This is a genomic window from Streptomyces sp. 7N604 (assembly GCF_052245475.1).
Lineage (GTDB): Bacteria > Actinomycetota > Actinomycetes > Streptomycetales > Streptomycetaceae > Streptomyces.
In genome coordinates, this window is the sequence record NZ_JBQQBX010000019.1 from 33729 (window position 1) to 59249 (window position 25521).

Consider the following 25521-nt stretch of genomic DNA (forward strand, 5'->3'; position numbering starts at 1 on the left):
GCCTCACGGGCAGCCCTCGAGCAGGCTCTCGCAGATCTTGTTTCAACCACGCTTCCGCTGCTGCCACATCGCGTCACGCCGTGACGCGATGGTGAATGAAGATGCAGCTCTTCAGACTGGCGAGCACGGGCTGATTAAGGATCCGGTCGAACGCCGGGGCCCCGGTGAACACGACCGCGAGCCGGGCGGCGGGAGCGGCCCGGCTCCAGCTGCTGTAGAGCCACTCCAGCGCCTCGGTGAGCATCCGGTCGGCACCGTGGACCACCAGAACCGCCTCGCGGCGGGCCAGTTCATCCTCGACCTGGTTCGCGACGTCGGCCAACCGCCGAGGCTGCGTCTCTCGGCCTCCAAGGCCCAGCTCGGTAGCGAACTGCCGGATGAACTCCGGCCGTGCGACCGAGAACTCCGCCGCGCCGAGGCGCATCCGTACGATCGGCCGCTCGGCGTCGAGTGCGCCGTCCACGGCGGCCGCCGCCGCGGACGCCGTGGTGCCGGTGACGGACATCAGCGCGCCGACACTGATCGTATCGGCCAGACGCTCGCCCAATCCGTCCTGGGGGAGGCCCGTGGATACATTCATGGCCCTCTTCCTCTTCCCTGCGACCGCAGAGCCATTCCCATTGCAGCACCCAGAGAGTGTCGGGTTACTGGATGACGTGAACTGACCAGAAGCGAAAGAAGTCCGTCACGCGCCGAAGACACGACGGAGAAACCTGCCCACGCCCCGGACCGTCCAGGTGGCACGGAAGGGGCCATCGAAACAGCCACGCGTCCAGCACGATCAGTGCCGCCTGATCGGCCCGGCCGCGACCTCGCGGCACCCTACGCTCGCTCCACGTCTGACCGTCGCCGTCATCGACGGGGGGAGCGTGACCGAGGACGCTGGTTGGCGGATCACGTTCTGCGTCTTCCCAGGTCGCGGATGTTCCGTTCACTACAGTTGGACGGATCTTGTGCACGATGCTGGCGAATCACCGGCTCGCACGGCCAGTTGTGCGAAGTTGACCTGCCCCCGGACCATGAGCTGCGAGGCTGCGGCCGAGTGTGTCGCCGGGTGACCAGTTGCGCCGGTGCGGCGCGCCAGGTCAGCGGAGCCGCTGTCGCACGCAGCGCGGCCGTCGGCGGCCTCAGTCCCGGAGATCACGGACCTTCAGCCCCGGTTGGATCATCAGCGCGGTCAGCGGGCGGGTACGGGTCGGCCCGACTACCTCGAGCCACGCCTTGCCCCCGCGGACGCAGTAAGGGATGCCGCGGTAGCCCTGCCACTTCCAGTTGATCCACCACACGGGCTCACTACGGTGCCCGGCCAGGCGGCGCGGGGTGCACAGCCGTGTACCGGACAGGTCGATGTCGTCGAGTTCGGCGCCCCGAGCTTGCAGGTAGGACAGGCTGGCGAGGGCCGCGCGCCGCAGTGGACTGTCAGGCTTCCACCGCCGGAAGCTCCACAGCATGTTGGGGTCGTCGAGCAGGTCGGTGTCCGGCGCATCGGGGAGGGTCACCTTCGCGATGGTGATGAGGCCCTGCTCTTGCCACTTGATTAGTTCCGCGCGCACCGGGCGGGGGATGTGGCGGTCGAGCCCGATGAACTCGTCGATCATGTCGTGGCGTTCGGCGCGGCCGGCGTCGGAGTCCTCGGCGATGCCGTACAGGACGTCGAGGGCCTTTTCGAGGGGGTCGCCACGTTGCCACAACGGCAGCATCACGGTGCCCTCGGACTCAAGCTGCCCGCGCACCGAGTCGTCGAACTGGATCTGGAGGCCGCGGGAAGTTCCGGCCAGGGCGCGGCGCAGCTGGGCGTCGGGATTGCCGCGTCCGGCGAGCAGCGTCTGGATGACGATCTCTTTCATCCGCTTGTCGCGGTCGAACTGTACGGCGACGTCGACGTCGTGTGGTTCGATCGCGCCGCGTGCGAAGCTGCCGAAGAGCCAGACCTGCTGTACGAGGGTGATGGGCCACTCCTGGCTGTCGTCGAGCCGGTGCAGCATCTGTTCGATCAGTTCAACGGCCCGTGCCCGCTTCACGTCTTCCTCCTCGTTCCTGGTGGCCAGCGTAGAGGTGCCGTGTTCGTCAGCGGTGCGCCCCGGCCGGTACTTCACCCCCGTCGCGGATCCGCCTGGCTCAGGCGAGGAGATGGGTGAGCTGGCCGAGCGCGTCCTTCAGGACGGGGCCGGCAACGGGGACGCGGAGCTGGTCGATGGGCGTGCCCCCGTGGTGGTCGCCGCAGGCCAGGCCGAGCTGTTCGGATTCGGCGATGGTGCGTAGCACCGCCGCGCCACATGCGGTGTCACGGGCGCGACGTGTGGCGGAATTCGTCAGGCTATCCCTGACAGCCAACAGGTGTCAGGGATAGCCTGACGCGCATGACTGATGTGGCAGACACCTCCACGGTCTCAACGCCGAACGAGCCGTCCACCCTGTCCCCTCGCGACGAATCCCGCGTCGCCCATGCCGTCGACCTCTGCAACCTGGCCGACAGGGCTCTGAAGTCCGTGCCGGTCCACCCGGACGCACCTCCCGGCTCCCTGCTGCGCGCCGCCCTGGATCTACAGCAGCAGATCGACAAGGTGGTGGCGAGCGCTGTGGTCGCCGAACGCGAGCAGGGCACCACCTGGGACCAGATCGGCTCGGCCGCAGGCATAACCCGGCAGTCCGCGCACGAGAAGTGGTACAAGGACGTCCGCGCCTGGGCCTCCCTCGGCCGCACCGCCCGCCCCACTGAGAGCAGCTACGCGACGACCCTTGAGTACGCCGCCGAGGCGGACCAGCGGTACGCGATCGTGTATCCCTCGCGGCCGCACGCCGTCACCTCGGGGTTGGACGCCGTCCGCTTCCCCGGTTCCCAAGCGTACGAGGACAGTCTGCGTGCCCGCGGCAGTGCCCTGCACAGCCAGCTCAGGAAGCTGAGCGAGACGGTCAGGGAGGTCAACGAGGAGCACAGCGTCTTGAAGGACGGCGGCCCGGGGAACAACGGCCGTCTCGCCGAGAACGTACTCCGGCACGCGGCCGCGTACGACGAGATCGCCGGCCTCTACGAGCAACTGGTCACAGCCGAGCCCGCGCTGGCCGACGAACACCGCGCCGAAGCCGAACAGCACCGTGCCACCGCCCAGAACGACCGCAAGTACGCCGCCCTGCTCCAGGGCGAGGCGTAGCCCCACCGCCGTTGCGGCCCGGCACCCATCAGCGCCGGGCCGCTCCGGTACAGGCCAATCCCTGCTGCAATTACTCCTGGCGATGTCGCGCCTCCAGGTTGGCGGCGTAGTCGATCACGTACCGGCCGGCCGCCCGGCAGGGCCGATGCGGGACCTCGACTAGTGTCCCGCTTCGGCTCGGGGAGTGCCTGAATCCACCGACACGGCACTCTCGCTGGTGACTTATCGTGTCGGCCTACTTACCGACATGCGCCGGTGTGTGCTACTCGTTTTACCGGGGAGTGACGGCGGCACAAGTGGGGGCCAATGCCATCGGAACAGAGTCGGACTCGGCGAGCGAGCCGGGTCCAGGATGCGGTGCGAATCCTGTTCCTGCTGGATCATTGTCCGGCTCCGGACACGGAGTGCGCAGCTCATCCAGATTCCGTGGCGGTTCTGCGCGGTCAGAAGAAGCTCCAGGCCCTGGACTTCTGGCTACGGAACCCCGATTACCTGGCGGATGAGCTGCTGAATTTCGCTGCTGCCGGTCAGGTCTTGCCGGGGGTCAACCCGGTCGCCCGGGCCGCCGCGCTGCTGAGCGGGGATGAACCCGATCTCGAGTCATACCCGATGGTCCGCTGGCGCTTCGGTGCCTACGAGCCGCTCGATGACGCGCTGGGACTGCTTCTGGCACACGGGCTGATCGGGATCGACGCTGTGGGCACGGCTCCGGAGATCGACCGCTGGGACTACTGCCTGCTCCCCGCCGGACGGGACACGGCAGGCGAGTTGCGGTCGGAGGAGCCGGATCTGGCCTGGTACGACAAGCGTGCCGGGCTGGTTCTGATGCTGGCCGGCGACCGCAGCGGCAGCGCGCTCAAGGACGCCCAGTACAAGCAGTCCGAGTACGAACGCACCCACCTCGGCGACAGCATCACCGGGATCACCAGCCGCGTCCGCGCCCGCCTCGCCGCGGTCGACAGCCGCGCGAGCGAAGGGCAGAGCGCATGACCACCTTCACCGAAGCCGTCGCCCGCCGGGCTGGGGTCAGCGCAGAAAAAGCTGCCAGGGTCCTGGAGCACCACCACGTCCGCGAGAGCGGACTCCTGCCCAGGCCCCACCGGCTCGCCCTCACACAGCTTGAGTTCTCCGGCACCAAAGCCGGCAAGGTCACCGGGGACTTCCATTTCACCTGGCCCCTCGGGGAGGGCCTGTGGTGCCTGGCGGCAGACAACCTCAAGGGTAAGAGCAGTGTCCTGGAAGTGATCTGGTGGTGCCTGCGCGGAGAGAACACCAGGCTCCGCAAGGGCGTGCGCCGGTGGATCTCCCACGTGCGGCTCGACGGCCTGATCGACGAGGACCCCTTCAGTGTCGAGTTCCGGCAGACCGACGGCGTCCTGGCCGGCCGTCTTGAGACCGGGGCGGCCACCCCAGCCGTGGAGTTCACCAGCGAGGCCGAGTTCAAATCCGTCATGGGCGCGTTCATGATGAACCGCCTCAACCTGGAAATCCTCCGCGGATGGCGCGACGACGTCAAAGGGGAGGAGGACGGCAAGGCCACTCTGACGGACTGGCCGCTGTTCAGCCACGCTCTGATCTCCCGCAACCGCAACTCCGAAGTCCTGCTCGGCGAGACCGCCGAGAACGGCGCCGTCGTCAGCCTCCTGCAGATGTTCATCGGCCTGCCCTGGACCAGCACCCGCCGAGACGCCGAGACCGCCCTGAAGACCCTGCGGCAGCAGCACCGCGGAGAACGCCGGCGCGCCACCCAGGACACCCAGGCCCGCGCCGAGTCGCTCCAAGAACTCAAAGACCAACTGGCCCAGGCAGAAGCTGACCTCGCGCAAGACCAGGCCGCCCCGGCACTGGAAGACCAGGCCACGACCCTCGAACAGGCAGCAGCGCACATCGCCAGCAGCGCCCAACACCATGCCCAGGCCGTCCAGGCCCACACCTCGGCCCAGCTCCGCTTCACAGAGATCCACCAGGCCCTCATCGAGGACCACAAGCAGCTGCGCGACCTCCGGGAGAACACCGCCGCCAAGCGCTACTTCGGCGCCCTCAGCCCCACCTGCTGCCCCCGCTGCGCCACACCCGTATCCGATCTCGCCCACGCCCGCGCCGGGCAAGGCGAACACCACTGCTCCGTCTGCGGCACCCGACCACCTCAGGACGCACCCGAGGACACCACCGCCATCGACCAGCTCGCGAAGAACGTGGACGCCTTACGCGACGCCGACCGTCAGGCGCGCTCGGCCGTCCGCGAGTCGGAAGCCGCATGCGTGCGCGCCGAGGCAGAGCTGGAGACCGCCCGCGGGCAGCTGGCCGCCGCCCGAGCGGCGCTCCCCGACACATCGGTGCTGCGGCGGCAGCTGGACGTCGAGCGGCTCCGCGGAGCACTGAACGAGCGGGCCGCCACCCACGACCGCGCCGTCGTACCGGACGTCACCGATACCGAAGAGGTCATCCTGAAAGCCGCGCACAAGGAAGCCGACATGCGCGCGCAGAAGGAGGGCGGACCGATCATGAAAAGAGTCAGCGCCGAGATTCATGCCCTCGCCGTGCGGCTCGGTTACATCGCCCTCCAAGACGTGAAGCTCCAAAGCAACGGTGTCATGAAGCTCCGCCAGGACGACGGGGACATCTTCTTCAAGGACGCCGTGGACGGCGAACAGCTAAGGCTGCGGATGGCTACCCTCCTCGCGCTTCTGCGTGTCGGACAGAAGCACGGCGGCCGCCACCCCGGCCTCCTGCTCATCGACTCCGCCGGCGCCCAGGAAATGATCCCCACCGATCTGGCAGAGACCCTGCAACAGCTGCAGGCCATCTGCGACGAGACCGACGGGCTGCAGATCATCGCCGCCACCGCGAACCGCGACCTGGCCCGCGAAGTGGTCCCCGCCGACCATGCAAAGATCGCCGAGAAGGGCGACTACATGTGGTGACCACTGCCACAGCCGCGCGTTAACGTGCCGATACCCCGCACGCCGCCGAGCGACGAGGAGGGCTCACCATCAACACACTGGAGACCCTCCTCAACCGCCACGGAGACGCTCCCGCACTCGAAGACCTGGGCGGCGAAGAGCATTTCTGGGCACAGGCCGACCAGATCGCAACCTCACGGCTGTGGTTCCGCGCTGCCGAAGTCCTCCTGACCGCCTGGCACCAACTCACAGCCCCCGACCGCGCCGCCGCGTTCATCATCGAAGCCCTCAGAACCGAAACGCGACCAGGCGCCACCGGTGACATCCTCGACCGCCTCTGCGGCCACCCCGAATACCTCCAGCAGAACGCCGAAGCCCTCAATCGCATCGCCCTCCAGCGAGCCGAGAACCACACCACACCCCTCGAAGCCGAAACCGCCGGCCTGTTCCTCGAAGCCGCACTGCGCCTGGCCCTCGCAGGCGGCGCCGTCAAGCGCTACCGACTCCTCGACCTCCTCGTCGCCCCCCAGGCTCCAGCGGCACCCATCGGCTACGCACGCCGCCTCGTACGGGCCCTGGGAGCCGCCTACGAGCAGTGGCGCGACCCCGACCTGACCACCGCCCTCCACGCATTCCTCGGCACACCAGCACTACGCTCCGACGCCGCGTACGAACTGGCCATGTGCCACCTCTCGGACGCCTTCAACGCACCCGACCGGGCCACACTCCTGGCACATCTCGAAACCAGCCGAAAGCGCTTTGCCGACGCCATCACCGCGGACGAGGACCGGCCCGACGCCACCGCCTACCGAGCCGCCATCAACGCCCTCCTGGCCTTCGAAGCGGGCGACAACGAAACACTCTCCATCAACGCCGCCCAGCTACGTCGCTCCACCACCGAGCACGCCCTATGGCTCACCGGCCTGCGCACCGGCTGGCGCGACGGCCGCTACGACACCGAAGCTGCCTGGCACACCCTCAGCATCAACCTCGAACAGACAGCCACCCACCTCGACTCACCACTGCCCGCGTGGCCGAACCACACGATCCAGCACATCCTGGCCGCCTACACGGCACACCGTTCCCTACGCCTCACCACCACCGGCCCAGCCCCAGCAATCCAGAACCTGGTCGCCCCCCGCATCGAGGATGCTTTCGCGACTCGGGAAGGCCTCCTTCTGCACGTCCGAGCTCTCCTCGCCGACGCGCCCGAGAGCTGGGACAGGCAAGGCGCCCACGATCTGATCTCCGCAATCGACTCCCGCCTGCACCAGAGTCCCGAGGAGCCGATCGAGGACGGCCCGGGAAAAGGAGACGCGGCGGCCACCGCATTGGCCGCCGCAATCGATGAGGAGCTCCGCGCCAAACTGCCAGCCCTCATAGTCGACACCCTCCTTGATCACCTCGACGACGCCGGCTTCGGCTACACCTCCCAACGTCCCCAAGTCGAGCAGGAGCTCTACGACGACATCGTGGCCGGCTTGAAGGACTGCCCCGACTTCCAGGACCCCACCGTCCGACGACACTTCCTTCCGCTGGTCAACGCGACCATCCGCTTCCTCAGCAACCGGACTAACCGGGGCCGCGCAGGCCACACCAAGCGGTACGGCTATCTGTTCGCACGGAAGGAAGGGGAAAAGCCGCCCCTCGAAGTCGAACTGCAGGAGGATCTGCACGACTACCTGGACGCCATCGGCATGAAAACTCAGATCGAGCCCATCGACCGGAGCGGAGGCCGCGCTGACATCCTCGTCAGCTTTCCCGGTTTCGAGATCGTCATCGAGTGCAAACGCGAGCAGCGGAACGCCAGCCGCGACAGCCTGAAGCGCTACTTGCCCCAGACCGTCGCCTACCAGGCGACGGGCGTCACGCTCGGCATGCTCGCCGTCCTGGACCTCACCCCGAAACCGAACTGGCTGCCCAACCTCCGCGACAACATGTGGACCGAGCGCGTGACGGCGCCCAGCCCCGACCAACGAGACCGCTGGGCCGTGGTGATGCGCGTCACTGGCAACCGCACCACCCCTCACGACATGTAGGAGGCCGACACTTTGGCACTCTGGTGCTCCAGAAGGGGTCACCGACGCAATGTGGGTGGATCCAGTGGCGGAATGCTTCCTGCAGGAGTCGCGCCCCGGAAACGGACCTGCCGAACGGCCTACGCGCTGACTACGGTGATTACATGCGTATGGGGGAGAGGCTGGCGCGTTACGGGGCCCACATCGTGGTCACGGTCGTCCTGGCCAGTCAGGCGATCTCCGCGGCGCTGCACGGCCCCCAGCCCGCTGTGGCCGTCTACGCAGCGCTGCTCGCCGGAGGTGTCTGGGCCTGGCACGGCCGGCACACGCACGACCGCGGGGTCTCCTCGGGCTACTTCGCGCAGTCACTGACCTGGGACCTCTTTGTCCGCCCCCGCACGCTTCCCGAGAACGACCACGGCGGCCTGTATACGGCGATGGCCGAGCGGATGCGGCAGACCGAGCATCACGTGCGGATCTTCGCCGCCCGGCACGGCCTGGAACGGATCTCCATCGCCCTGCCCAGTGAGCGCGGGGGCTTCGGCGACGCCCGCTCCACTCGCCACGGCAAGCGGGGACACCTGTGGCTCGGACAGCGGTGGTTCAGCCCACGCTACACGCGCCATCTGCCCGCGGTCCTGGAGCACGAACTGGCGCACCTGCGCCGCCGCGACACCCGCAAGCGCCTGCTCGCCGAGACATGCGCCGTGTCGGCGACCACCCTCGCCGCAGGCCTGCTGCCCCTTCCCGCCTTCGCGTGGGCCGCCGGTACGTCCTGGCTGGGAATCGGCGCCTTCCGCTGGTGGGGCGAACTCGCCTGCGACGCCCATGCGGTGCGCGCCTGCGGCCGCTCCCCCGTCGCTGACATGTGGAGCGCCGACCTCGCCGAGGAACGCACCACGCCCTTGGCTTTTCGGACCTGGACCACACTACGCGTCTTGCATATGCACCCGCCGCTGCGCCTGCGCCGCTGGTTCGCCCGCCATGCACCGCTGTCGCAGCCCGCCGCCGACCACCCGCTGACCACAGGCGGGCATGGACACGCTCGACGGCGAGTACGTATGGGCACCTGATCGCGACGGCGGGCTGGAACTGCTGGAGGAGCTGCTCCGCTACCGGCCCCCATACGTAAGGCTCGACGTGGAGTGCGGGCGAAGGGACGCCACACCGTTCCTCGCGAGCCTGTTCGGCTCGCTGCGCAAGCCGGTCGACCAGGGCATCGACTTCCGTGCGGCTGGCTGCCAACCGCCGCTGACTGTACCCGTGCACCGGGTGGTCACGGTGACGGGTGACCCCCAGTGGGAGCGTGGGGGGCCTTCGCCCGCCCGCGGCTGCCCTCTGGCATGCGTACACCGATCCGGAAGAAGACCGGTACCGCTACGGGTACTGATCCGCCCGGCCCGGCGGGGAGAGTGCCCGGCGCTCCGGGAACTAATCCGAGGCGGGTGACGGTTCAGCCGCTTCCGTGAAGAGCGCGGGCCCACCGCCTGTCGCGGTCGAGCCCGTCCGGCTGCCGCCTGCGGAAATGATCTCAGGGCAATGTCCGAGCCCGCTGATAGCGTGCCGGGCCCGGCCTGGTAGATCATGAGAGGACGCTAGCCGTGCAGGAAGTGACATGCCACGAGGTCCGTGGACAGCACATAGCCCAGGCACTCGATGACATCAGTGGACGGACCCGGCGGCGGTGGCACTGGATGCGCTACGACGACCCGTCCCCGGAGAAGCTGCAGGATATGCGTGATGAGCTCCTCGACCACATCGCCGCCCGCGCCATGGAAGACCCCGTGCTCGAGGAGCCAGCACGCACGGCACTTCGGACCGCGGCGGAGTGCTCCCTGGGGGCGCTGAGCATCGGCTGCTTCCCCGACGGCGACCAGGAGATCGTCTTCCCGCTCATCGGCGAGAAGCTCAGCAGCGAGGACCTCGCCTTCGGCGACGTCGTCGCGCAGGCCCCCACGGCTAGGACATGGATCGACACGTTTGCAATATGCCTCGTCAGCGGCCTGGTATGGGAATGGCGGCGAGTGATCGGTCTGCTCCTGCGGGACGACTACGCGCCCGCAATCCGCGACGGGGTGCCGTACTCGAAGCTGAACTCGGCGTCCGACCCGGCGGACCTCGCTGCGATGGACGCCCTGTGCAGCTACCTGACCCAGGCGCGCGGGCACCTGCCCCGCGACTGGCCCACCGTGACCATGCGCAAGCCGGGCACCGACGAGCGCGCCGAGGCGGCCCGGCAACTGGACGCAGCCGACCCGCTGACACCGGACCAGCGCCTCCTTCGCGTACTTCTCGACGACGACCAGCACGCCTTTGAGCAGGCTCTCGTGTCCCGGCTCATCGAGCACCGGGAGAGTCTGGGCTCCGATCCCGCCCCCAGGACTCTGCTGCCGCTCGGCGCCCTGACCCTGGCCGCCCTTGCAGTCCAAGTGCACGGGTGGGAGCTGGACGTCCGGTCCGGCTATCTGCCGCATGGCATCCTGGGCTCCCCGGAGGCGCTGCGGCGAGCGGCGGACACCGGTGGGAATGACCCGCCCTATTGGACCGCCAAGTAGTCAGGGCGGACAGCCTCTCAGTCCTCAAGCGCCTCGACAGTGGCCGCGGCGACTGCGCCGACCCTCTTGGCCATCTCCGCCGTTCGTCCATCTCCGCGTCGTCGGCGTTGTCGATGGGCACTTGCCTCCTGTGCCTGCACCTGTGATCAACCCTCTGAGCTGGCCGCACGGCAGGACGAACTGGCGCGGGCGGTGCTCGCGGAAGCGCTTGCAGGGTCCGGCCGCGCGGTGGTGTGCTGCTTCCGAGTCTCCCTTTGGACCAGCAAAGGGCCTGGTCCAGGCAGTAAGTGTCGGGAGGCGCTCGACGGCCTAGTCCCGCGCTGCTCCTTCCGGCCACAGCACCCGGGCAGGAACGCCGTTCCGTTCGGCGTAGGCGACGACGTCGGCCGTGCCGCCGTAGCCGCGGGCCGGCTGTCCATCCCACACAGCGATCAGCTCGTCTACCAGCCCGACGAGAATCTCGCTGCCGGCCATGTGGGCCTCCGAGGTCGACTCGACGAGCCCGGTGCGGTGTACCTCGACGGCACGCTGCAGCAGCGTGCCATACGTGGTGTGGTGCCACTCCGGGAGACCCTCCCGGTACTGGTCGGCGGGGATGACGACCTCGATACGGCCGCCGTGGTCGAGGACCGCCTGCGCGAACCAGGTATCCGGCCCATCCGCGATGCAGGAGACCCCCACCAGATCATCCGGGCGGTGCCGTCGCACTTCCCCCTGCAAGGCAGCGCGGACAAGCTTCTCGGACTGCTCGGGCAGTCCGCGATGCCCCGTGATCCCCAATCGCATCGACTGTTCCCTCCGTCGGTCCTCACAGATAAACGCCGTGCAGCCGCTCATCGAAGTCCCGCACCACCTTCGGCGGGGCCGGTGATGTGTACCTTCGGCGGAGCGCACGAGCCCGCTCCACGATCCGGCCGGATCGGTACCGCAGACCAGTCTCGACCGCACATGTCGCCAGCGCGAACGCGCCGTCGAGCCGTCCAGCGGCCATGTGGCCGGACGCCACGTCGAGTATCAGGAGCGCCCGCTGCTTGTCGTGGCTCGAGGACAGCACAGCCCCTGCGGCATCCTGCGCCCGGAATACCCAGTTCGGCAGGCCGAGGCGGGCACCACAGGACAGGCGACACGCGGCCACCTTGCTGTCGCTGAAGGTGAACACCCAGGGCCACGGCGGCGGTTCCTCGACGGCGATCCTCTCTGCGCTGCGCTCCGCACCGGCGAGTGCCCCATCCGCGGCCACCCGGTCACCGGCTGCCGCATGCGCCAGCGCTTCGACGGTGTACAGCCACGCCTCGGCGATGGCGGGCCGCCGGTCGGCGAACTGCCTGCGCGCCGACCGCACGAGGTCAAGGCCCTGCGCAGCATTCCCGGCGTGTGCTTCGAACTGCGCCAAGCTGCCCAGCTGGTAGGCAGTGAGCAGCGGGTCGGCAGCACGGCGTGCGGCCTTGATGGCGCTGCCGTACCAAGTCCGAACGGAGCCATAATCTCCCATGTCCCAAGCCAGCCATCCGGCCAGGCTCGCCGCCTCGCTTCCGACTGCGGCCAGCCGGATCCGCTGTTCTTCATGTTTGGTCTCGCTGGCGATGGTCTGGGTCAAGCGGAGGTGCGCGAGCACGGGTTCGGTCAGGTGCCGGGACGGAGTTGAGCCATCCATGCGGCGGAACGCGGACGTGGCCAGCCGCAGCGTCGCTGCCTGGCCATCGGCCGGGCGCCCGTGAGGCGCGGGGGGCGCCGCGAGCGCCGACGCTGTAGCGACCGCTGCCGCACCGGCGAGGAGGGTGCGCCGTTCCACTTCTGTTCCGTCCACGTGCGCAGCGTGCACCGCTGTGTGATCGGCGAGACCGACCAATCGCGGGGGGATGTGTAAGTGCGTGGCCGCCCTCGCCAGGAGGGTCATGTTGTAGGTGCCAATTCCGTGGCCTTCCAGCCGGGAGACAGCGGACTGGCTGATGCCACAGGCTTCGCCCAGCCGTTTTTGGGAGACGCCGGCCTCAGCACGAGCGAGCTTCACAACGCGGCCGTAGTCGCCGGTTCGTGAAGCCTCCCGGATGGCATGCGTAGTCCAGTTCATCGGTGAGAGAGCCCCTGAGTTCGTTGGTACCTGGACTTCACAGCTTCCCGACTGTTCTCATGCACGGCGCGCATACCTGTATGCGGTGAGCGGGTCATCGCTGGTCCGTACAGCATGACGCGCGGTTTGGTCATTCCACTACCCGCCGTCGAAAAGCGGATACCCGGTGTCAGCAGCCGCCGAGCTGTCCGCGGGAGGTACCACCGTGACAACCACGGAACGGCCCGGAGCCGCCACCACGACAGACTGCATCGACGTGGACAGCATTGCCCTGACGATCGACCAGGCCTTGACGCGGCGGCGCGTACTGCCGCCGTACCAGGAACTGGTCGACCTCGAGCGACTGCTCCGCGGGCACCTCCAGTTGCTGATGCCGATCGTGCAGAAGGACACTGATGCGCTGGATCGCGGCACGCCCGAGTGGTACCAGCAGCAAACCTGTCTCGACCACACCCGCCAAGCACTCGCCCAAGGGCTCGGCGAGGGCCTGCAGTCCGCGGCCAGCCACGTCGAGGACCTCGGCCGCATGTGCCGCATCCTGCTCAACTACCAGCAGGAAGACACCCGGTGAGCCAGGCCAGAATGCAGCCGCAGCTCGCCGTGCGGGAACGTCGCGCGCCGCTCGGCGCGCGTCGGCCGCCGCGCGTGTTCGTCCAGGCGCCGGGCCTGGCCCCGGAGATACTCCCCGCCTGGTCCGACTGGTGGCGCTCGTCGACGAAGACGCGGTGAGGCCCCCGCGGCAAGGGCCACCGACGGCCCGCTGAACTCCCGCCCTGGGCGTGGCCCGTAATCCACCCGCGGGCCGTGGTAACCCCGTCCACCGGCGCCCAGGGCGGGACTGAAGCCCCGGCCGTCCGTTACCGCCCTTGGCGGACGGCCGGGGCGAAATCCCCTGGAGTCCCGCCGTTGCGATGCCCGATGGGAGGTGTGGCGGCTGCCGGGTAACGGTCAAGCAACGGCACCGCTTGAGTGATCCGGCGCCTGCTGCGGGCCTCGCCTGGTTGAAACTGTGAGGATGGAGGGATGAGTAAGAGCCTGGAGAATGTGGAGCTGGAAACAGTGGTTGCAGAGTTGGGATCGGAAGCCATCGGTCTGCACAGGAGCGGGCTTGAGGTTTTGAGATCGCTCCTTGACGTGGTGAAGGAGTCCGCGGAGCGGATCACGGTGCTGGAGGCGAGGGTGAAGGAACTCCAGGTGGCTCTACCGACTGATCAGCGCTGATCCTCGACGTCGCAGGGCCAGCGGACGGCTCTGGCACATCGGCTTGCGGTGCAGGACGGCGGAGCTCGGTGAAGGGGACCTCCATGGCGGTCACCCGCCCGGTCTGGCGTCCAGGTCAAGGCAAGCGCCCATCGTCATAGGTGGTGTCCTCGCCGTGGGCGCTGAGGCCGCGGTCGTCCTGTACCGGGACAACGAGCACATCGCCTGGACGGCCGAGCACCAGATCGAATGCGTCGACCGGGACCTCTTCAGCCGCTCTGGAGCCGGAGGACACCACGGCGGGTGCGGCAGGATAAACAGCGACCGGGTGAACTCCCTGGAGCACCTACGCACGAGTTGGAGACGGAAGGGGGAATGCGGCAATGTCGCCAGAGACGACGCCGGTCCCGGATTTCGAGGGGGCAGCCCGAGCGAAAACTCGCCAACGCGCAGAAGTGCGGCGGGCCGTGCAGCACGAAGCCGCCATCCTCCCAGCACCGCTCATCACGGCCTGGCTGGACGGCGCCCCGATCACCCCGTCCCAACTTCTGCGGTGTGCCCCGGCGTTGCAGATATCCGAGGACGTCCTGCTGGCAACGCTCGATGGCAAGCGTGACCCCGCCTACTGGCCGCTGCCCGTCCCGCCGCCAGACCGGCTGGGCCGCCCGGAGTGACTTGCGGCCCCGCGCGAGACCGGGTGCGTTCGACAGGCCGGTGCACGCCGAAAGTGTGGCGCTGGCTCACGTCTGGGGATGGGGGTTCTACGCGCGTAGTCCACCCGCCTGAAACGGCGGTCATGAAGGATCGGAAGTGGGGCCCGAGGCGGGATGGGGCGGTGTCTGTGTCTGTGTAGGGCGTGAGCTGGGACAGAGCAGACACCGGCTGAGCAGCAACAGGGCATTGACTGAGAAGCCCAGCGCACCGGGGCGAGAGTTCGCAGCATGAGCGTGGTGCGCCTCCCCCATTCCGAGTTTCGAACGGCAGTAGCATTTTGGCCGTGGCTGGAACCTACGACTTCCCCGACTTCCCGGATGACCTCCGGGACGCGCAGCGCGAGATCTACCGGGTACGCGCTGAGCTGAGCGCGCTGTACGCACGGCTGCCGCAGTACACGGAGTCGGTAGCCGCCTTCACCGACTGGCGCGGTCACAAGCGGCCCGCCTGCAGCGAGCGCTGGAGCGAAGGGGACTGGGCAGCCGTGACGGCACTGCGGGCGCAAGAGCTCGAGCTCGTCACGACGGTCGGGACGCACGACTTCTGGGGCACTCTCGAGGGACCATCCCGGATCGCGGCCCGCATGGCCCTCAAGCATGTCGACGACGAGCAGGACGACCCAGTGGAGCGGTAGCCGTGAAGCCGTCGCGCGGTGACGAGATACCGGAAGTTGCGCCCACGCCCCCGGTCAGGATCGTGCTCCCGGATCGCCAGGAGCTCACTGGCCGTCTCCTCGGTCGCTGGCAGGCCCCCAGCGGCGAGTGGGTCTACAAGGTCTCCATCAGCGTCTGGTCGTACGGCCCGAGCGAGAGCGGGTACGGCGCCCAGCCCTTCGACGACCGCTTCGACGTGCCAGCGTCGAAGGTCCGCCCGGTCGACGGCGTCTCCTATGACGGTGTGCCGACCGGCCGCCATCCCGCGGCCGTCGCTCGCGCACAGGCCCGCAGCCGCGGTACAGCCGCAGACCATGTCGTGCCCGGCGTACGGCGCGCGACGGATGAGGACCGGTGGGCGCTGCAGCCGGTCAAGATTCGATACGACTCGACCGCGCCACGGCCCACCGTCATCCACCACGCGCTGTGCTTCCTCTACACCGGCGAAGCGACCCTGACGACCGCAGAAGCCCGGCAGGCACTGGCCCGGCCCGGAACACGAGCCTGCGACGCGTGCCACGTGGAGGAGCGCCTCAAGGCGTAGCCCGCGGCGCTGCGGACGCGGCCGCCGTGATCGGGGAGCGGCTGTGGACGCCGTTCAGCGATGTGCTGGAGGAGCAGCATCCGGACCGGCCCCGGGTGCGGGCCCGCCTGAACGCGGTGCCGGCGGCGTGCGCCGCCGCGCTGGAGGTGCCGGGCGTCGACGACCGCTTGGGGACCGCGAGGACGCCTCAGATTGACACGTCATGTGCCATTGTGAGCTTCGAGGAGCTGGTGACAGTGGTCAGCTAGGCTCCTGCAGGAACGGGGCCGCCCCGTCTCCGCACGTAGACGGCCCCTTCCCTGGTGGAGCTACTGGCCGCCACTACATGAGCTGGCGATCAAATGGGCCAGGACCAGGACGCACATCCTGATCGCGGTCTCACGCCAGCTTGGGCGGCTGGTAGCTCCCTTGTGGCCGTGGCTGTTCGGCCGGGCATGTTTCCCCACTGCACCTCCCTCCGAGAACGTCGGTGGTCACCGACTGCCCGGATAGCAGTCGATGGCTGAGCATCGACATGCCCAGCGGGAGGATCAGCAGCACGCCTTGACGAGTGATGCTATTTGGTGGCACTCCGGCGGGCTGGCTAAACGCCGCCCGGGAAATAGGTACTGATGTCGCGAAGCGGGACTGAAGGGGCGCGCCCGCCGCGGGTCTCGTTCGACCGCGTCGCATCGCAGATCGGGCTGCCGCTGGACACCGGCAGCAGACGGCGGACGCGCCGGTGAGTCGCTGGTGCCAGCCTGGTCGATACGGCACTGGGTTACATGCTGGGTTCGGACAGCTCTGACGGCACGGCGATCCGGTCCTTGGGTACTGTGGCTGTGTGGGTAGCTCCACCTGCGCTGCTTGCGGCTATGAGTATCGGGAGGGCGAGCTTCAGCGGGCCCTCCTGGGCCAGGGGCCTTGCCCGCAGTGCGGGGGAAGCGGGGTCAGCGCCGAAGCAGCTGCCGGGGTAGCGGAGGCTGCTGCGACGGCCGAAGCGCCGGCTTCGATTCAGATCACGACCCACCTGTGGCAGAGCTGGGCAGGGATCGCGATCGACCAGGCGCGGGCCGCGCGTGGTGCCCGCGAGAAGGCAGCGCAGATGGGCGACAGCAGCGAAGTGTCCGCATGGATGCGCCGGGAGTTCGATGCGTCGCTGGTCGCCGTCGCTGCTTCAGCGCATGCGTTGGACGCTCTACGGATCCACGGGTGTACCCCAGCATGTTCGGGACAAGTGGCTCGGCAAGGGCACTCCCCGGCCAGGGAAGATCCGTGAGGCCCTGAAACTCGTGTTCCATACGGGGCCGGTCAACGCCACCTGGGTTACCGGGTTCGACTGGCTTTTTGATCTCCGGGACGCAGCGGTGCACGCCAAAGAGAGACCGAAGCCTACGGCCCCCCACCCCTTCGGTACACACACCGCGCAGGAATACGTCCACTACTCCGTGGAGTCGGCGGTCAGGGCGGTAGAACTGATGCTTTCAGTCCTGCGTAGGTGCGTCGATCACCCAAGATCCACCCTTCCGGACGCCATTCAATGGGCGATGGCCAACCAGCCAACCGTTGCTGAGCTGGAGAGCCGATGGGCGCAGGCATAGGGGCTACGAGGCGACAGCGCAGGGGTGGTCCGCCGGTTGCCCGGCAGACCACCGTGGGCGCCTCCCTCAGCCCCCGTGGAGCCCCAGTTCGGCCAGAACAGCGAGCTTGGCCGGGGTGAGCGTCGCGCGCCTGGTCTTGGTGTTCGACAGCCACACCCCCAACTTCACCTCGGCCTTGGCCTCCCCAGAGCTGTCCTCCAGAACCTCACCGTGGACCAGCGCCCCGCTCCGCCGCAGCTGGCGCAGGAGAGCGGGCGGGCCACTTCCCATGGCTGATTAGGCTTCGGGTGGTGAGGGGCGTGCCGTTCTCCGGCCGGGCCGAGCGGAATCCGGTCTATGCGCCGAGTGCGTGGTCGGCCGCTGACCGGGTCAGCGGTGCGCGGACGGGACGGGGCGCTGTCCCAGAGGCGCGGCAGAGGCCAGCCCTCCCGGCCTCATCACCTGCTCGACCTGCCGCCGCATCTGCTCGGCCTCGCTGCGCACCTGTCCAAGAACGTCGCCGCGTTCCGCTATGAGCTGGTCGTAGATCGGAGCATCCTGCACGTCAAACGGCCCCTCGTCGGCGGGATTTCCGCTCCCACTCCGGGAGCGGCCCTCGAGTGTAGGGGGCGCACGTGGTCCTTGGAGGGGGATGGAGGATGCTGTGCCGGACTCGTCGCCGCGTCGCTGGCTGTGGTCATCGGCGGCCCTTGCGGGCGGGTTCAGTCGTCGCTGTTCATCTTCCGGCGTTGCTCTTCGAGGTTGGCGGCGTGGTCGATCGCGTACCGGTGGGTCGCCAGATAGTGGTCGACGGCTGCTGCGCCGAGTGGGGATCGGGCACGCTGGATCAGGTCCGCTGCCAGGTGGTGTGCCAGGTGTTCGGGCCCGTATAGCCCTGCCGCGGTCTCGGTGAAGTCGAGCAGGTGCCGGAGGGCTTCCAGTTCGCCGGTGCGCAGGGGGACCTCGATGATGTCCTGCTTGGGCTCCAGGAGCGCCTTCAGGGCGCGGTCCCGATAGGCCGTACCGGCCGCGCGGGTGTACCGGTCCTGGTAGGTGCGCGGCGCCGTCGGGCCCGGAGTAGGTAGGTAGACGGCGAGCCGCTCGGCCAGGTTCTCCAGACTGGTTCCGGCCGTGCGGTAGAAGGGACGCTCGCGGCTGCCGGCACTCTCGGCTTCCAGCCGTGCTGCCGAGAGGAACGCCGCGACGCGGCCGGGGGTAGGCAGCAGACCCGCTCCGAGCCAGCGCGCCGATTCCAGAAAGGTGGGCCGGGACTCCGCAGGAGAGAGCAGCAGGCACCAGCCGGAGACCGCGCACCAGTGCAGCCCGGCCTCACCCGCAGTGCCGAGGACCTGGCGCTGGAAGCTGGGGGTGAGGCTGACGTTGCCTTCCAGATCTTTCCCGATCGCGGCCTGGTCCGGGTCGTCCAGGACCGTGTAGGTGTCGACGCCGCGGACGGGCACGCCGTCGTCCAGCAGCTCCTCCGCGATGGCAGCCATGTAGTGCCCTATGCCCTCATCCAGCCTCTGTTCGAGATCATCCGCTACGTCCGACACCGCGCCCCTCCCCTGACCGCTGCACTGCGTGACGCACCAGGCCTGCCCCGGGCCAAACACAGTCATGCGCGAGAGGCCCGACAGGAGGGCTTGGTTGAAACCATGCGCGAAAGTCGCGAAAAATGAGGAGTGCGGCCGTCAGCGGCTGGTGCGGACGGCCGCGGTGTTGAGGTTCGCGTCGTACGCGGCGGCCGCCCGCGAGTTCGAGCATAGGAGGGCGTCGTCAAGCCGAGATCAGGGGGATGCTCAAGGGGGCCCGTCGTGCGCAGCGCCCCCGGCTCTACGTCATGCTGCATCGATGGGCGTGGACGTCTATTCTCGCGCAGCCGGGGACACAGCGTGTTGTTTGTGCCGGGACGGGCGCTTGGAAGGGAGCGGTTGTCGTGGGGCGTGGGAGGGTCGGTGTGAGGGACACTGGGGCGACGGTAGCGAAGGTGCTTCGGCGTATCGATGGGCTGAATGAGGTTGCTGATGATCTCGTGCACCGGCTTGATGTGCTGGTGCGGCGGGAGTCGGGGGCCATACCTGCTGGACTGCACGAGGACATCGCGCGGATGCGCCGAGAGATGTGTCTGCTGGGCGGGGAGACGTTGGCGGTCCTCGATGACCGCTTCTTTCATCACATCCTCGAGTCGGTGCCGGGCCTGCGTGGAGAGGCCGCAGCTTGGGGTTGGGACGACACCGCCGTGCGCAGCTGTCTCGCCTCCCGAGTCGCCTGGGAGCTGCTGCGCCGACGGTGGCCCAAGTACACCCAGGCTGGCCTGGTCGAGGCCTTCGTCGGTGAGCTGGTTGAGGCACACCGCGCATGGTGTGCACGGCTGGAGGGCGCGGAGCAAGGGCGGGCGCAGGAAGCCTGCCACAGACGGTGAGCACCGGTGGGAATCAAGCTGCGGGAGTTGGGCTGGTTGATCGCCCGGTGGTGACGGAATGCCTACCATAGTGCGGCTGATCGGCCGCTCTCCAGGGGCAGCAGCCGCCCGAGGCCAGCGCTGAGGGCCCGACGGCACCAAGGTCGGCCGCAGACTCCACCCAGCAGCAGCCTGGCGTCTGATCCGGAACATCGGCGACCTCGCGGCCCTCGCCGACCGCCCAGGGAACCACCGAAGCCTTCACACGCCGCTACCACCAGCTCCGGCACGAGCACCGGACCAAGAAGCTCTGCTGCGCCCGCTGGACGGGCGCCCAGGATGCCCCCGGCACAGGAGGGAGGGGGAGCCTACGCCGCCGGGGCAGACCGACCCGGGCACGTGGATCTCGTAGACGCGTCGGCGCAGGTCTCGACCGGGTTCGTGGATGTGTGGCAAGGACGCGTCGGCGGCCCGCTGTGATCTCGGGAGCGTCAGGGCTCGAAGACGAACCCGTAGACGACGACGGCGCCCGTGTACTGGGTGATCGTGTAGAGCACCCGCGCGCCACCAACGTCCTGGTAGTCCCAGACGCGGCCGGGGCGCTCATCCCCGAGCTGGGGGTTCGCTGTGATGGCGGCCATGGCGAGTGCCACGGCGACCTTCTGGCGCTCATCGAATCCGTGAACTTGCTTGATCGCGTCAGCGGAGAGAAGAACTTCGGCTTTGCGTGGATCAGAGCTGGGTGACACGTCCTGCAGTCTCTCCAGGGAAACAGTGGTTCACGTGGTCCTGCCGGGCCACTGGGTCCGGCGGCGTTCGCACGGTCAGGCGGCCGCGTCGGGCAGGAGATCCCGCAGCAGCTCGGGGAGTACCGTCGGCCACGGTGCGGCTTCCTCAAGGGAGGGCTGCCCCTCGGTGGTCAGGCGCTTGAGGATGTCCGCCACGCCCGTGTTGCCGGTTGCGCCTTCATCGGCGGCCCAGGCGCGTAGCTCACGGCACTCGTCCTCGGTGAGCTGGGGCAGCTGCTCGGGTGCCTTCATGCCGGGCCTCCACGGTGACGTCTCTCCGACAGCACCGTACCCGCTCGCCCGGGCCGAGCAACATCACCCATTGGGGTCAGAAGCAGGACCGGTGCAGCGCATCGGATGGTCAGCGTCCCTCGTCGGCGGCCAGGGGCATGTACAGGCGAGGGCTGCCGGAGGTCCAGTCGACGTTGACGAGCGGGCAGTCGGCATCCAGCTGCCAGACGGCGGCCGTACCACCATCGCATCGGCGGTTGACGTCGAGTTCGAGGATGCGGACCACGTCGGGACGGCCCCGGTCGTCTGCCCGGAGGACCTCGATGACCGGCCGCCCTGCCAGCACGGCGAAGCCGGCCGCGGCGACGTCCTTGCCCCAGTCGGCCGGAAGGAGAAGTTGCAGGGGCGCCGGCCCCGGTACGTCTGTCGTGTGGCTGAAGCTGGTCGTGCAGAGTTCTTCGACGGTCCGGAAGGACACGGTGAAGCGGAGCGGGGGGTCGGGCAGAAGCGGATGTGCTGGGCCTGGCTCGGCTTGGCTGGTGTAGGGGTCGGGGAAGGAGTTGCGCTCGGCGACAAAGTCGGCAACGGCCTTCTTGAGATCGTCGAACGCGAGGTGCTCCCGCTGTAGCTCGCGACGCATGTACAGGCGGGCTACAGCGGCCAGCCCGTCGCAGATCTCTTGCCGCACTGCGCCCAGTTGAGCCGGGTCGAGCCCGTCTGGAGGGGCCTCGTCCCGGGTATGCAGGCGCACGTGGTCGGCCAGTTGGGTCGGATCGAGCAGTGCCCGGTAGCCGCCGTCGGCGGGGGGCGGCCCGATCTCCGCTGCAACGGCGGAAGCCTGAGAGGGAGTGAGCAGCAGGGCCAGGACGGCACGCATGGCGGCTGCGTGCCGGTGGGCGATGGTGTCCGGGCCGGGGCCGCTGTCGGCCAGGCCTGCGAGGTAGGCCCGGGCCGCGGGGGTCAGGGCGAGGGCATGGGAGGCGAGGAAGGCGGCGAAGCCGGGGGCGTCGACGGCGGCGTGGTTCACCGGCTCCGCAGCGGTCGGGCAGGGAGCCTCCAGGTCGTGGAGGAGTGCGGCTGCGGCACTGGCGGCTTCACCACCGGGGGACATGTGCGGCAGGGAGACCCACAAGCCTCCGGCCGGACCGCCTGCGATGAGAGCGTCTTCCCACCGGGCGATGACGGCACTGAGGACGGCGCCCAGCCCCAGATGCCGTACGGGCGGCGCAACAGATGCGGGGGCGGATGGATCCACGGGGATCAGCAGGCGCCCGCCGTGGCGGGCGCCTCCCGGCGTGCACCGCAGACGCTGCACTGCCTGGTGGGCATGCCACTGCGCGAAGCCGAGCCCGCCGGCGTTGCCCGCCTCATACGTGCAGCTCCCGGCACCCGGGACGTCCCAGGACACGCACCACCGGGCGGCACCGGCTACCGACAGATTGGGAACGGACTCCCTCGCGCGGCTCGGGTCCAGTTTTGCTGTTATGACCAGCGGGGCGGTGGCGCCGGGCAGGCACTCCACGGCGCGCCACCGGCCCGGTCCGACTTCCTGCCACGCCAGCGAGGGAGCCTGCGGCAGTCCCGCCACCTCGGCGAAGACGGAACTCAGGAAGGCCAGCCGCCCCACCAGCGCAGCCCGCAGCGCGGTACCGGCCACTGTTCCCCAGGCCCCGGGCGACTCGTCGGTGAGCACCATCAGCTCAAGCTCTGCCGCCGAACGCAGGAACGCGCGGTCCGCCGCGCGCCCCGCGGGCGCCGCCGTATCCCTTTCGGCGCCCTGCGCCTCCACGGCGTCGGCCAGGGCCTCCAGCAGCCACACACGGGGAACCATGGCCAGGGCCGCGCTGCGCAGCGCCTCCTCGTCCATGGCGTCCGCGTAGCGGCACATCTGCCGCAGCACCGACCGGGCCGGCGGGGCCAGGAGCTCCACGTCAGAGAGGGGATTCAACCGGCCGTGCCACATCGGGATCCGCGCGAGCTCGCACCATTCGGGCAGCTGCGGTTCTTCAGAAACCAGGTCCAGGGCTACAGACAACGCGGCGTGCGCCGAGGCGCCGTTGAGCGCGGGCAGCCCGGTGAACCGGAGCAGCCCGGCGGCCAGGTCACCAGTGGGGCAGTCGAACGCCACGGCGGCCCGGTGACCGCGCTCCGACGAAGGGATGGAGACAGTCATGCATTCCTCACCAGCGCATACAGGCCCATGTTCCCGAACACGCATACACCCGCGGCGGCTTCGGCACTGCTTGCCCGGACACCGGCCCAGCATCGCATCGCGCGGAAGGGCCCGGTGGGCAGACGGCCGACAACGCTTGGGCCCGCCCACAGCAGACCGTTCGAGCCCGCGCTCCGGTCAGTCGTGAGCGAATGCGACCCCCGCCTCCCCAGACCGTCCCCCTCACTGCAACGGTACAACCGTCCTGCTTCTCAAGGGAATTCGACCGCTACGTCTGCCCAGGCCCCGACCGGCAGGTCCACCCTTGCCCGGCGGCGAGCAGCGGGCTCTTGTCGCGGTCGATCGGCGGGAAGGCTGCCGTAGCGCGGCCAGGCAGCCCCCAGTCCCTCAGCGGGCGCGCGTCCTGCCGCGACGTGCTTGATGAGCCGTTCACGTCTTCGGCCTTCCATGACCGGCCTGCCGGAACGGGCCGGTCAGCGGTGATTGCGCTGGGCGCGAGATGGCTCTGCGCCGCGTGCTGCCCCCGATGCCGTACGGCATCGGGGACCTGCCGTTGAGCCAGTCCCGCCGCGCGGTCGCGGTCGACTTCGCCACCTTGGACCATCTGTGCGATTTCTCGCCTTGGTGTCACCAGGCTTTCTCATTGCTCTGTCGTGCGCTGGGCTGCCGCACCAGCAGCATGCATAGCCCCGGAGATTCTCCGGTCCCGGCGCGGTCGGCAGGCAGCTGTGAGAGACCCAAATGCACCGTCTCGCCGACAGCGCTCAGCAATCCCAACGTGTTGGCGAACTGGGAGCGCGGACGTGTCCGGCGAGCTCGGCGGCGGCCGCCATCGCCACTACTGGCCGCTGCCGCAACCTGAACCTGGTCAGCTCGGTACCAGCGACTGAGGTGCGCACGGTCGATCAGGCCAGCACGCGGTGGCCGGTCCCGCCACGGTCGTCCCCCCGGACTATGCCCAGCGCTACCTGGACGGATCCGCCGTGCCGGAGGTCTGCGGCCAACTGCTGCTGTCTGAGCCCGGCGAAGGGCGAACCGCTCACGGCCCGACCGAGGTGTCCTTCCCGTAGGGCAGCGGCCCGAAGCGCCTGGGCAGCCCCATGGGCCTGGCATGATCGAGGGATGTCAGAACGTATGGTCGCGGCTTGCGACGGTGCTGCCAAGATCAACCCCGGGCCTGCGGGTTGGGCCTGGGTGCTCGCCGACGCCGCGGGCACACCGCAGTGCTGGGAGGCGGGCCCGCTCGGCCGCACCACGAATAACGTGGCCGAACTCACCGCGCTCGCCGAACTCCTTGAGGCCACCGACCCGGCCGTGCCGCTGGAGATCCGGATGGACTCGCAGTACGCGATGAACGCGGTCACCAAGTGGATCGCGGGCTGGAAGCGCAACGGCTGGCAGACCGCGTCGAAGAAGCCCGTGGCCAACAAGGACCTGGTCATCCGCATCGACGCGCTGCTCGAAGGCCGCGATGTGACGTTCAAGCACGTCCTTGCCCACCAGGTGAACGGCGACCCGCTCAACGCCATCGCTGACGCCGCGGCTAGCACCGCCGCCACCGAGCAGGAGTCCGCGGGCACGGCGCACGGCGCCACTCACGTGCCGCGGCCGAGCCCCGAGACGGAGGACAAGCCGCGTGGGGCCCGCTCTCGCAAGACACCGGCGCGCAGGGCGCCGCGCGGCGGAGCGGGTGCCGTGATCAAGGCCAAGTTCCCCGGCCGCTGTGGCCACTGCCAGTCCCGCTACGAGATGGGTGAGAAGATCGCCAAGCTCGCGTCCGGTTGGGGCCACCCGGCCTGCAGCGAGGGCGCCCCTGCCGCCCCGTAGCGGAGGTGTGGTGCTATCACTGGATCGGGCGACTGAATGCATGTTGGTCCCACACGATTGGTAACGTGGGCGAGTTGTCTGTGTTCTGTTTCAGAGACGTCGCAGGACCGTCGTGACGACGCCGAGGATCGTGGCGTCGTTGCCGTTGATGGCCCTGTTCTCACCGCCCTTGTCACTGCTGTCCCGTCTCGTCGGGATCTGACGGGTGGGAGAGGTCAAGGCGCGCTGTGTGCCCGCCCGCCGTGGGGCCTGCCGCCCATCGATGGACACACCCGGGGCGTCCGGTGCGGTGCGGCACGCGGCCGCCTCGCGCGGTACGTAGCCTGGCCTGGGGTGTGCACCCGAGGCGCTCCCCGACGGGCCCGTCTTTCGCACGTGGGCGGGCCCGTACGCCCTTCGTGCACGGGCATGTGCGAGCCTCAGGTCGCCGACGTGGTCGACGCCGTCCTGCCCAGTTCGCGTTCGAGTTGGGATACCCGCCACGACAACGCGTTGATCTGCTGGGCCATATCCGCACGAGCTCCCGCAGATCCTGAGCGGCCGGGTGGCCGCTCAGGATCTGCGCCGGATGAGTGACGAAGCTGCCGACGCCTTGCACGGTGTGGACGAATCCTTCGCGGCGAAGGACCTCGAGCGCGTTGCGGACCGTCATATCCGCGATGCCGAAGCGCTTGCAAAGTTGGCGATCGGAGGGAAGCTGTTGACCGGGCTCGAATGTGCCGATCTTGATCT

At 68.9% G+C, this 25521-nt stretch carries 29 protein-coding genes and 1 pseudogene; 15 read left to right on the forward strand and 15 right to left on the reverse strand.

Features of this window, described 5'->3' with window-relative positions; translation table 11 throughout:
• Positions 1–73 precede the first annotated feature (73 nt).
• The 3 genes from ACTWP8_RS21315 to ACTWP8_RS21325 all read right to left on the reverse strand — a co-directional run bounded on the left by ACTWP8_RS21315 (position 74) and on the right by ACTWP8_RS21325 (position 2265).
• Complete coding sequence (locus tag ACTWP8_RS21315; protein ID WP_443323746.1) at positions 74–580, reverse strand: AAA family ATPase; 507 nt, start codon at positions 578–580, stop codon at positions 74–76.
• A gap of 547 nt (positions 581–1127) precedes the next feature.
• Positions 1128–2021 carry a nucleotidyltransferase domain-containing protein gene (locus ACTWP8_RS21320; protein ID WP_443323747.1) on the reverse strand — a complete coding sequence of 298 codons (894 nt, stop codon included), beginning with the start codon at positions 2019–2021 and terminating at the stop codon, positions 1128–1130.
• A 97-nt stretch (positions 2022–2118) separates the two neighbouring features.
• Complete coding sequence (locus tag ACTWP8_RS21325) at positions 2119–2265, reverse strand: hypothetical protein (RefSeq protein ID WP_443323748.1); 147 nt, start codon at positions 2263–2265, stop codon at positions 2119–2121.
• 95 nt (positions 2266–2360) lie between these two features.
• Here ACTWP8_RS21325 and ACTWP8_RS21330 point away from each other — a divergent pair, with 95 nt between their 5' ends.
• The 3 genes from ACTWP8_RS21330 to ACTWP8_RS21340 all read left to right on the forward strand — a co-directional run bounded on the left by ACTWP8_RS21330 (position 2361) and on the right by ACTWP8_RS21340 (position 6076).
• Positions 2361–3152, forward strand: coding sequence for a hypothetical protein (locus ACTWP8_RS21330; protein ID WP_443323749.1), 792 nt, complete (start codon positions 2361–2363; stop codon positions 3150–3152).
• A 426-nt stretch (positions 3153–3578) separates the two neighbouring features.
• The gene (locus tag ACTWP8_RS21335) at positions 3579–4142 is read left to right on the forward strand and encodes a hypothetical protein (protein ID WP_443323750.1); all 564 of its coding nucleotides are present in this window, start codon (positions 3579–3581) and stop codon (positions 4140–4142) included.
• Positions 4139–6076 (forward strand): hypothetical protein, encoded by a 1938-nt coding sequence (locus ACTWP8_RS21340; RefSeq protein ID WP_443323751.1) that lies wholly within the window; start codon positions 4139–4141, stop codon positions 6074–6076. Before ACTWP8_RS21335 ends, ACTWP8_RS21340 begins: the two co-directional genes overlap by 4 nt.
• A gap of 173 nt (positions 6077–6249) precedes the next feature.
• Here ACTWP8_RS21340 and ACTWP8_RS21345 read toward each other — a convergent pair whose 3' ends face one another.
• The gene (locus ACTWP8_RS21345; RefSeq protein WP_443323752.1) at positions 6250–6684 is read right to left on the reverse strand and encodes a hypothetical protein; all 435 of its coding nucleotides are present in this window, start codon (positions 6682–6684) and stop codon (positions 6250–6252) included.
• 51 nt (positions 6685–6735) lie between these two features.
• On the opposite strand from ACTWP8_RS21345, the gene ACTWP8_RS21350 reads away from it, so the two are divergent.
• The 3 genes from ACTWP8_RS21350 to ACTWP8_RS21360 all read left to right on the forward strand — a co-directional run bounded on the left by ACTWP8_RS21350 (position 6736) and on the right by ACTWP8_RS21360 (position 10628).
• On the forward strand, positions 6736–8094 hold the full coding sequence (locus ACTWP8_RS21350) for a hypothetical protein (RefSeq protein WP_443323753.1): 1359 nt from the start codon (positions 6736–6738) through the stop codon (positions 8092–8094).
• 143 nt (positions 8095–8237) lie between these two features.
• Positions 8238–9146, forward strand: coding sequence for a hypothetical protein (locus tag ACTWP8_RS21355; RefSeq protein WP_443323754.1), 909 nt, complete (start codon positions 8238–8240; stop codon positions 9144–9146).
• A gap of 528 nt (positions 9147–9674) precedes the next feature.
• Complete coding sequence (locus ACTWP8_RS21360; RefSeq protein ID WP_443323755.1) at positions 9675–10628, forward strand: immunity 49 family protein; 954 nt, start codon at positions 9675–9677, stop codon at positions 10626–10628.
• A gap of 309 nt (positions 10629–10937) precedes the next feature.
• On the opposite strand, the gene ACTWP8_RS21365 is transcribed toward ACTWP8_RS21360, so the two are convergent.
• From ACTWP8_RS21365 to ACTWP8_RS21375, 3 genes and pseudogenes are all read right to left on the reverse strand, one after another.
• Positions 10938–11414 carry a hypothetical protein gene (locus tag ACTWP8_RS21365; protein WP_443323756.1) on the reverse strand — a complete coding sequence of 159 codons (477 nt, stop codon included), beginning with the start codon at positions 11412–11414 and terminating at the stop codon, positions 10938–10940.
• A 22-nt stretch (positions 11415–11436) separates the two neighbouring features.
• Entirely contained in the window at positions 11437–12435 is a 999-nt protein-coding gene (locus ACTWP8_RS21370) for a hypothetical protein (RefSeq protein WP_443323882.1), read from the reverse strand.
• A gap of 51 nt (positions 12436–12486) precedes the next feature.
• Positions 12487–12699 (reverse strand): annotated as a pseudogene (locus tag ACTWP8_RS21375) (helix-turn-helix domain-containing protein); the annotation flags it as partial.
• Positions 12700–12904: 205 nt separating this feature from the next.
• Between ACTWP8_RS21375 and ACTWP8_RS21380 the strand changes: the two are divergent.
• The 7 genes from ACTWP8_RS21380 to ACTWP8_RS21410 all read left to right on the forward strand — a co-directional run bounded on the left by ACTWP8_RS21380 (position 12905) and on the right by ACTWP8_RS21410 (position 16058).
• Positions 12905–13270 (forward strand): DUF6415 family natural product biosynthesis protein, encoded by a 366-nt coding sequence (locus ACTWP8_RS21380; RefSeq protein ID WP_443323757.1) that lies wholly within the window; start codon positions 12905–12907, stop codon positions 13268–13270.
• Positions 13267–13428, forward strand: a complete 162-nt coding sequence (locus ACTWP8_RS21385; protein ID WP_443323758.1) for a hypothetical protein — start codon at positions 13267–13269, stop codon at positions 13426–13428. Before ACTWP8_RS21380 ends, ACTWP8_RS21385 begins: the two co-directional genes overlap by 4 nt.
• A gap of 294 nt (positions 13429–13722) precedes the next feature.
• Positions 13723–13920, forward strand: coding sequence for a hypothetical protein (locus ACTWP8_RS21390; RefSeq protein ID WP_443323759.1), 198 nt, complete (start codon positions 13723–13725; stop codon positions 13918–13920).
• Between the two features lie 446 nt (positions 13921–14366).
• Positions 14367–14573, forward strand: a complete 207-nt coding sequence (locus tag ACTWP8_RS21395; RefSeq protein WP_443323760.1) for a hypothetical protein — start codon at positions 14367–14369, stop codon at positions 14571–14573.
• 323 nt (positions 14574–14896) lie between these two features.
• Positions 14897–15247, forward strand: coding sequence for a hypothetical protein (locus tag ACTWP8_RS21400; protein WP_443323761.1), 351 nt, complete (start codon positions 14897–14899; stop codon positions 15245–15247).
• A gap of 2 nt (positions 15248–15249) precedes the next feature.
• Positions 15250–15810 carry a DUF6233 domain-containing protein gene (locus ACTWP8_RS21405; RefSeq protein ID WP_443323762.1) on the forward strand — a complete coding sequence of 187 codons (561 nt, stop codon included), beginning with the start codon at positions 15250–15252 and terminating at the stop codon, positions 15808–15810.
• A 26-nt stretch (positions 15811–15836) separates the two neighbouring features.
• On the forward strand, positions 15837–16058 hold the full coding sequence (locus tag ACTWP8_RS21410; protein ID WP_443323763.1) for a hypothetical protein: 222 nt from the start codon (positions 15837–15839) through the stop codon (positions 16056–16058).
• 1398 nt (positions 16059–17456) lie between these two features.
• On the opposite strand, the gene ACTWP8_RS21415 is transcribed toward ACTWP8_RS21410, so the two are convergent.
• The 3 genes from ACTWP8_RS21415 to ACTWP8_RS21425 form a co-directional block, all read right to left on the reverse strand.
• On the reverse strand, positions 17457–17660 hold the full coding sequence (locus tag ACTWP8_RS21415; protein WP_443323764.1) for a hypothetical protein: 204 nt from the start codon (positions 17658–17660) through the stop codon (positions 17457–17459).
• Between the two features lie 99 nt (positions 17661–17759).
• Positions 17760–17933, reverse strand: coding sequence for a hypothetical protein (locus ACTWP8_RS21420; RefSeq protein WP_443323765.1), 174 nt, complete (start codon positions 17931–17933; stop codon positions 17760–17762).
• A 158-nt stretch (positions 17934–18091) separates the two neighbouring features.
• A complete protein-coding gene (locus ACTWP8_RS21425; RefSeq protein ID WP_443323766.1) occupies positions 18092–18922 on the reverse strand; it encodes a hypothetical protein in 831 nt (276 codons plus the stop codon).
• Positions 18923–19401: 479 nt separating this feature from the next.
• On the opposite strand from ACTWP8_RS21425, the gene ACTWP8_RS21430 reads away from it, so the two are divergent.
• Complete coding sequence (locus ACTWP8_RS21430; RefSeq protein ID WP_443323767.1) at positions 19402–19791, forward strand: hypothetical protein; 390 nt, start codon at positions 19402–19404, stop codon at positions 19789–19791.
• Between the two features lie 470 nt (positions 19792–20261).
• Here the strand turns inward: ACTWP8_RS21430 and ACTWP8_RS21435 are convergent, their stop codons facing one another.
• The 3 genes from ACTWP8_RS21435 to ACTWP8_RS21445 all read right to left on the reverse strand — a co-directional run bounded on the left by ACTWP8_RS21435 (position 20262) and on the right by ACTWP8_RS21445 (position 22962).
• A complete protein-coding gene (locus ACTWP8_RS21435) occupies positions 20262–20519 on the reverse strand; it encodes a hypothetical protein (RefSeq protein WP_443323768.1) in 258 nt (85 codons plus the stop codon).
• A 75-nt stretch (positions 20520–20594) separates the two neighbouring features.
• Positions 20595–20810: a hypothetical protein gene (locus ACTWP8_RS21440; RefSeq protein WP_443323769.1), complete on the reverse strand. Its 216-nt coding sequence runs from the start codon at positions 20808–20810 to the stop codon at positions 20595–20597.
• 109 nt (positions 20811–20919) lie between these two features.
• Positions 20920–22962 carry a hypothetical protein gene (locus tag ACTWP8_RS21445; RefSeq protein WP_443323770.1) on the reverse strand — a complete coding sequence of 681 codons (2043 nt, stop codon included), beginning with the start codon at positions 22960–22962 and terminating at the stop codon, positions 20920–20922.
• Between the two features lie 1122 nt (positions 22963–24084).
• Between ACTWP8_RS21445 and ACTWP8_RS21450 the strand changes: the two genes are divergently transcribed.
• The gene (locus tag ACTWP8_RS21450; protein ID WP_443323771.1) at positions 24085–24789 is read left to right on the forward strand and encodes a ribonuclease H family protein; all 705 of its coding nucleotides are present in this window, start codon (positions 24085–24087) and stop codon (positions 24787–24789) included.
• 90 nt (positions 24790–24879) lie between these two features.
• On the opposite strand, the gene ACTWP8_RS21455 is transcribed toward ACTWP8_RS21450, so the two are convergent.
• Complete coding sequence (locus ACTWP8_RS21455; protein WP_443323772.1) at positions 24880–25008, reverse strand: hypothetical protein; 129 nt, start codon at positions 25006–25008, stop codon at positions 24880–24882.
• On the reverse strand, positions 24962–25519 hold the full coding sequence (locus ACTWP8_RS21460) for a GntR family transcriptional regulator (protein WP_443323883.1): 558 nt from the start codon (positions 25517–25519) through the stop codon (positions 24962–24964). Before ACTWP8_RS21460 ends, ACTWP8_RS21455 begins: the two co-directional genes overlap by 47 nt.
• Positions 25520–25521 lie beyond the last annotated feature (2 nt).

What these genes read in the sequence shown, in the direction of transcription:
- ACTWP8_RS21350 (WP_443323753.1), top strand. Translation starts at nt 6,736, where the DNA reads ATGTGCCACCTCTCGGACGCCTTCAACGCACCCGACCGGGCCACACTC.
- ACTWP8_RS21440 (WP_443323769.1), bottom strand. Translation starts at nt 20,810, where the DNA reads ATGAAGGCACCCGAGCAGCTGCCCCAGCTCACCGAGGACGAGTGCCGT.
- ACTWP8_RS21365 (WP_443323756.1), bottom strand. Translation starts at nt 11,414, where the DNA reads ATGCGATTGGGGATCACGGGGCATCGCGGACTGCCCGAGCAGTCCGAG.
- ACTWP8_RS21415 (WP_443323764.1), bottom strand. Translation starts at nt 17,660, where the DNA reads ATGGGAAGTGGCCCGCCCGCTCTCCTGCGCCAGCTGCGGCGGAGCGGG.
- ACTWP8_RS21390 (WP_443323759.1), top strand. Translation starts at nt 13,723, where the DNA reads ATGAGTAAGAGCCTGGAGAATGTGGAGCTGGAAACAGTGGTTGCAGAG.
- ACTWP8_RS21445 (WP_443323770.1), bottom strand. Translation starts at nt 22,962, where the DNA reads ATGACTGTCTCCATCCCTTCGTCGGAGCGCGGTCACCGGGCCGCCGTG.
- ACTWP8_RS21355 (WP_443323754.1), top strand. Translation starts at nt 8,238, where the DNA reads ATGCGTATGGGGGAGAGGCTGGCGCGTTACGGGGCCCACATCGTGGTC.
- ACTWP8_RS21315 (WP_443323746.1), bottom strand. Translation starts at nt 580, where the DNA reads ATGAATGTATCCACGGGCCTCCCCCAGGACGGATTGGGCGAGCGTCTG.
- ACTWP8_RS21330 (WP_443323749.1), top strand. Translation starts at nt 2,361, where the DNA reads ATGACTGATGTGGCAGACACCTCCACGGTCTCAACGCCGAACGAGCCG.
- ACTWP8_RS21340 (WP_443323751.1), top strand. Translation starts at nt 4,139, where the DNA reads ATGACCACCTTCACCGAAGCCGTCGCCCGCCGGGCTGGGGTCAGCGCA.
- ACTWP8_RS21450 (WP_443323771.1), top strand. Translation starts at nt 24,085, where the DNA reads ATGTCAGAACGTATGGTCGCGGCTTGCGACGGTGCTGCCAAGATCAAC.